Below are 4,943 nucleotides of genomic sequence, written 5' to 3'. Positions count from 1 at the left end.
CAGTAGCCAGGATCTTAGCTTCCCCGGAATCGGCCAGGGCATGGAGCAGCGCAATAGCGCCCACATCATCATAATCAGGACCGATGTCCGAATCAAAAATAATGGCTGCTTTTTCGCCGGAAGTTTCTTTTGTCTTGTCCGGCATCACACAGGATGCCAGGAAACCGGTTATTGCAAAGGACAACGCTGCTGTTAATGCGTGTTTCTTGTGGAATTTCATAGCAACTGTTTTTTGCTTTCTCCCACAAAATAATCATTCAGTGTTTCTGCTGCAATGCCCGGCTCAAAAGATCAGAAAAGCAGGCTATCATATGAGTGTTACCCCTGCGGCTGTGTTCTTGAAGTAATCGCAATACGGTTCCATGAATTAATGACAACAATGGCCATCACGATGGTAGCTATTTCCTGTTCTGAAAAAACCGCCTGTGCTGCTTTGTATACCTCATCCGGTACGCGGGATTCACTTACCAGGGTAACTGCTTCCGTAAGCGCCAGGGCGGCGCGTTCCTTATCCGTGTAGTACGGCGCTTCCTGCCAGGCGGAAAGACCATAGATACGTTGCTCTGTTTCTCCCATCTGCCGGGCTTCCTTAGTGTGCATATTCAAACAGAAAGCGCAGCCATTGATCTGGGAGGCGCGGATCTTAATGAGCTCTCCCAGGGTTTTATCGAGGCCGCTTTCATTTACAAAAGTCTGTAGTCCCATCATGGCTTTGAATGCGCCGGGCAACAGTTTATAGACATCCATTCTTGCTTCCATCATTATATTTTTTTAAGAAGATGATTTAATAAAAGAACTGTTCATGAACAATTTTACCGTCGTGTATTTTATAAACGCAAAGCTCATTCCTGGTGCGGCGGCCGATGCCGCTGACCGTGACGTCCATCAGCAGCTGTATAGCGAAATAATCGTCGGCCACTACCGGTTCTGAGATCTCCAGCAGATGCCTTTCTGTGAGGCTGTTAAGGAACGCCTGTTCTTTGGCCATGATGGCCGTCAGACCGGTAGTGGTGCGGCCATCGGGCTCCAGGTTCACCGCATTTTCATGAAACAGGGTCGCCTGCGCCTCGGGGAACTTCCACGCTCTGCAGAGTTGTACCAGTGTTTGCGCAATTTGTTTAACAGCAGTCATGGTTGTGGGTTTAGAGACTACAAAATAACAGCATATAACAGCACCAAAACAGATACAGAATTATCGATATTAAACCATAACAGATTATCTTTGGAAAGATGAAAAAGACGAACGGGTTTATATATCTGCAGCTGGCAGAGAAGATCCAGCAGATGATCAGTGAAGGGGTGTATACCGTAGGCGACAAACTTCCTTCGGTAAGATCGCTGCACCAGGAACATGGCATCAGCATCAGTACCGCCCTGCAGGTGTATACACACCTTGAAAAGAAGGGCTGGGTGGCGCCGCGGGAAAAATCAGGATACTTTGTACATTATTCAAAGAAGCTGCGCCCTGAGCTACCGCCGGTTACCAATCCCTCTCCTGCCGCATTTAAAGTACAGATCAATGAAAAGCTGGCGATGTTCCGTAAAACCAGCGGATCGCATAAAACCATTTCACTGATAGGCGCATCACCGGATACTTCATTGCTGCCTGCGGCAAAACTGAAGAAGGCGCTGCAGCTGGCAGCGCGTGAGCTGGATACTTCGTTTATCCCTTACGGTGATATGTATGGCCATGAGCCTTTCCGGAAACATATTGCCAGGCATTGCCTTAACTGGGGCCGGGCCGTATCGCCACAGGATATTATTGTGACCCATGGAGCCATAGAAGCTGCCAGTCTTTGCCTGCGCGCCGTGGCAAAAGCCGGCGATACTATTGCTATTGAGTCGCCCACCTTTTTCGGGTTACTGATGGCCATTGAAAGCCAGGGCATGAAGGCCATGGAAATACCCACGGACCCGGTAACCGGTGTGAGCCTGGAAAAACTGGAAGACGCCTTCAAACAAAAGAAAGTACAGGCCTGTCTTTTTGTTAGCAACTACAACAACCCCATGGGCTGTTGTATTCCGGACCCCAGTAAGGAGCAGCTGGCAAAGCTGCTGAAAAAATACCAGGTACCGCTGATAGAAGACGATGTATACGGCGACCTTCATTTTGCACCTGAGCGGCCCAGAACGGTGAAGTCGTACGATGAAGAAGGACTGGTACTGTACTGCTCTTCCTTTTCCAAGTCCATTGCTGCAGGGCTTCGCGCCGGCTGGGTGATCGGCGGCCGTTACCACGAAAAGATCGCACAGCTGAAATTCGTTACCTCCGGCAGCACGGGCATGCTGCCACAACTGGTGCTGAGCAAGTTCCTGGACCAGCAACGCCTGGATCTTCATCTGAAATCGCTGCGGCAATCACTAAGCATGCAAACCATGCAGATCACGAAAGCCATACAGGAATACTTCCCGGAAGATACGCAACTGACAAGGCCCAACGGAGGCATCAGCCTATGGGTAGTGCTTCCAAAAAAAATAAACACCTGGCAGCTGCATGAAGAAGCCGTGGAACAAGGCATCACTTTTACGCCCGGCGCCTTATTCTCCAGCCAGGACCGCTACCAGCACTGCATCCGCCTCACCAACGCCAACCCCTGGAACGAGGACCAGGACTGGGCGATCCAAACACTCGGCAGGTTGATGCATCGCCTTCGGCGATGAAAGCGGGTTTTGTCTGACTCAGGATTATGATGATTAAACTGATTTCGCTGATTTGATCAATTTTGATTTTAAAGGATTTTGGGAGATATAAGCGGGTATTGTAGTGTTCCTAAAGCATCTGACTTTTGGGGTATTGCAACATCTGCATCTATTTCCAGAATTTTTAAAATCATTTATAAAAATTCTGGAAAGTAAAATTAAACTACAATATCTGCTTATATCTTCTCCAATCCTTTTAAAATCATTTATAAAATCAAACTACAATACCCGCTTATATCTTCCAAAATCCTTAATATCATCTATAAAATTCCAAAAAATCAAAAAAGTAAAATCAAACTGCAACACCCGCTTATATCTTCCAAAATCCTTAATATCATCTATAAAATCCCAAAAAATAAAAAAAGTAAAGTCAAACTGCAACACCCGCTTATATCTTCCAAAATCCTTAATATCATCTATAAAATCCCAAAAAATAAAATCAGCGAAATCAGTTTAATCATCATAATCCTGAGTCAGACAAAATCCGCATATGCACCTTCGGCGCACCAAACAGATTTAATTTTCGTACTTTTGACCATATCAGATCCGCATTGCCATGATAAAAACTGCCGACCACCTGTACCTGCAGGTAGCTGATAATATTGAACAGCTGATAGAAAAAGAGGTGATGAAAATCGGGGAGAAACTGCCGTCTGTACGCATGCTGAGCAAGCAACAGGGTATCAGTTTAACCACTGCGTTCCAGGCTTATTATCACCTGGAAGCCAAGGGACTGATTGAATCCAGGCCAAAGTCGGGTTATTATATCCGCTTTAATTCCAGGCGTATGCCAGCAATGCCGGGCACCTGCGCACCGGTAAAGAAAGCCAGCGAAGCTACAGTGAGCGATATGGTGATGGAAGTGTTCAGTCATATGAGAAATCCGAATATCCTGAACTTCTCTGTGGCTACGCCTCCACCCGGACTGATGCCCGCCGCCAAAATGGCGAAGGCAGTGGTACATGCCCTGCGGGAACTACCTAACAACGGTATCGGGTATGAAGAGTTACAGGGCAACCGGCTGCTGCGGGGGCAGATAGCGCGTATGTCGCTCTCATGGGGCGGGGCTTACACAGAAGATGATGTGATCACTACCAGTGGTTGTATGGACGCGCTTACCCTGTGCCTGTCGGCCATCACCTGCCCCGGCGATACCATTGCCATTGAAAGCCCTGCCTATTACGGCTCTATGCAGCTGGCGGAAAGTTTGGGGCTGAAAGTGCTGGAAGTGCCTACCCATCCGGTTTCGGGCGTTGACCTGGATTACCTCGACAAAGCCATTCCCCGTCATAAGATCAAGGCATGTTTGTTTGTTCCCAATTACAACAACCCGCTGGGCTCCTGTATGCCGGATAGGAATAAAAAAGCGCTGGTGGATATGATGGTGAAGTATGATATTGCGCTGATAGAAGATGATATTTACGGCGATCTTTATTTCAGCAAACAACGTCCTGCCAATTGCAAAACGTTTGATAAATATGGTCATGTACTGCTGTGCAATTCCTTTTCAAAATCGCTGGCGCCGGGCTACCGCGTTGGCTGGACGATGCCGGGCAAATACAAGGAAAAGGTGCTGCTGATGAAACAGAACCACTCTATTGCCTGCGCTTCTTTGCCACAGGCCGCAGTGGGGCATTTCCTGGAGATAGGCCGGTATGAGTTCCACCTGCGCAATTTGCGGAAGGTGCTGCACACGCAGTGTTTACGATATTCACAGGCCATCAGTGAGTATTTCCCGGAAAGCACACGTATTTCACGGCCACAGGGAGGCTGCGTGCTATGGGTAGAACTGGATGAATCCATTAATACCTTCGAATTGTTCCAGCAGGCGCTGAAACATAAGATCAGCTTTTGCCCCGGCCGGATCTTCTCTTTACAGAATAAATACAACAACTGTCTTCGCATCAGCTTTGGTCCTGTATGGAGTAAGCAGGTAGATGAAGGATTGAAAACACTGGGGAAACTGATCAGGAAGATGAGCTAAAAAAGCGAAGACCGGAATAAGACTATTCCGGCCGCTGTTAAACCTACAACTTATATCTTTTAAGTTGCCGCCAGGTACCCGTATAGCAAGCGGTACCCGGCAGAACAACCAATGGGGTTTGCAAACATCCTAAACAACCGTTAACTGTAAATCAACAAAGATCTTTTTAGGATTTTGTCTGACTCAGGATGATGATGATTTTGCTGATTACACTGATTTGATCATTTTTGATTTTAAAGATTTGGGGAGATATAAGCGG

4 protein-coding genes and 1 pseudogene are annotated in these 4,943 nt (G+C 47.3%); 2 read left to right on the top strand and 3 right to left on the bottom strand.

The window, feature by feature from the left end:
* The 3 genes and pseudogenes from VIM72_RS08610 to VIM72_RS08600 form a co-directional block, all read right to left on the bottom strand.
* Positions 1-220: pseudogene (locus VIM72_RS08610) on the bottom strand (hypothetical protein); the annotation flags it as partial.
* Positions 221-318: 98 nt separating this feature from the next.
* Positions 319-762: a carboxymuconolactone decarboxylase family protein gene (locus tag VIM72_RS08605; RefSeq protein WP_332002431.1), complete on the bottom strand. Its 444-nt coding sequence runs from the start codon at positions 760-762 to the stop codon at positions 319-321.
* 22 nt (positions 763-784) lie between these two features.
* On the bottom strand, positions 785-1,132 hold the full coding sequence (locus VIM72_RS08600; protein WP_332002430.1) for a nuclear transport factor 2 family protein: 348 nt from the start codon (positions 1,130-1,132) through the stop codon (positions 785-787).
* 98 nt (positions 1,133-1,230) lie between these two features.
* Between VIM72_RS08600 and VIM72_RS08595 the strand changes: the two genes are divergently transcribed.
* Together VIM72_RS08595 and VIM72_RS08590 are read left to right on the top strand one after the other, a co-directional pair.
* Complete coding sequence (locus tag VIM72_RS08595) at positions 1,231-2,661, top strand: PLP-dependent aminotransferase family protein (RefSeq protein ID WP_332002429.1); 1,431 nt, start codon at positions 1,231-1,233, stop codon at positions 2,659-2,661.
* Positions 2,662-3,256: 595 nt separating this feature from the next.
* Positions 3,257-4,684, top strand: coding sequence for a PLP-dependent aminotransferase family protein (locus tag VIM72_RS08590; RefSeq protein WP_332002428.1), 1,428 nt, complete (start codon positions 3,257-3,259; stop codon positions 4,682-4,684).
* Positions 4,685-4,943: the final 259 nt, after the last annotated feature.

The organism is Chitinophaga sp. (assembly GCF_036569185.1).
Taxonomy (GTDB): domain Bacteria; phylum Bacteroidota; class Bacteroidia; order Chitinophagales; family Chitinophagaceae; genus Chitinophaga.
This window is presented reverse-complemented; position numbering and strand designations above follow the sequence as displayed.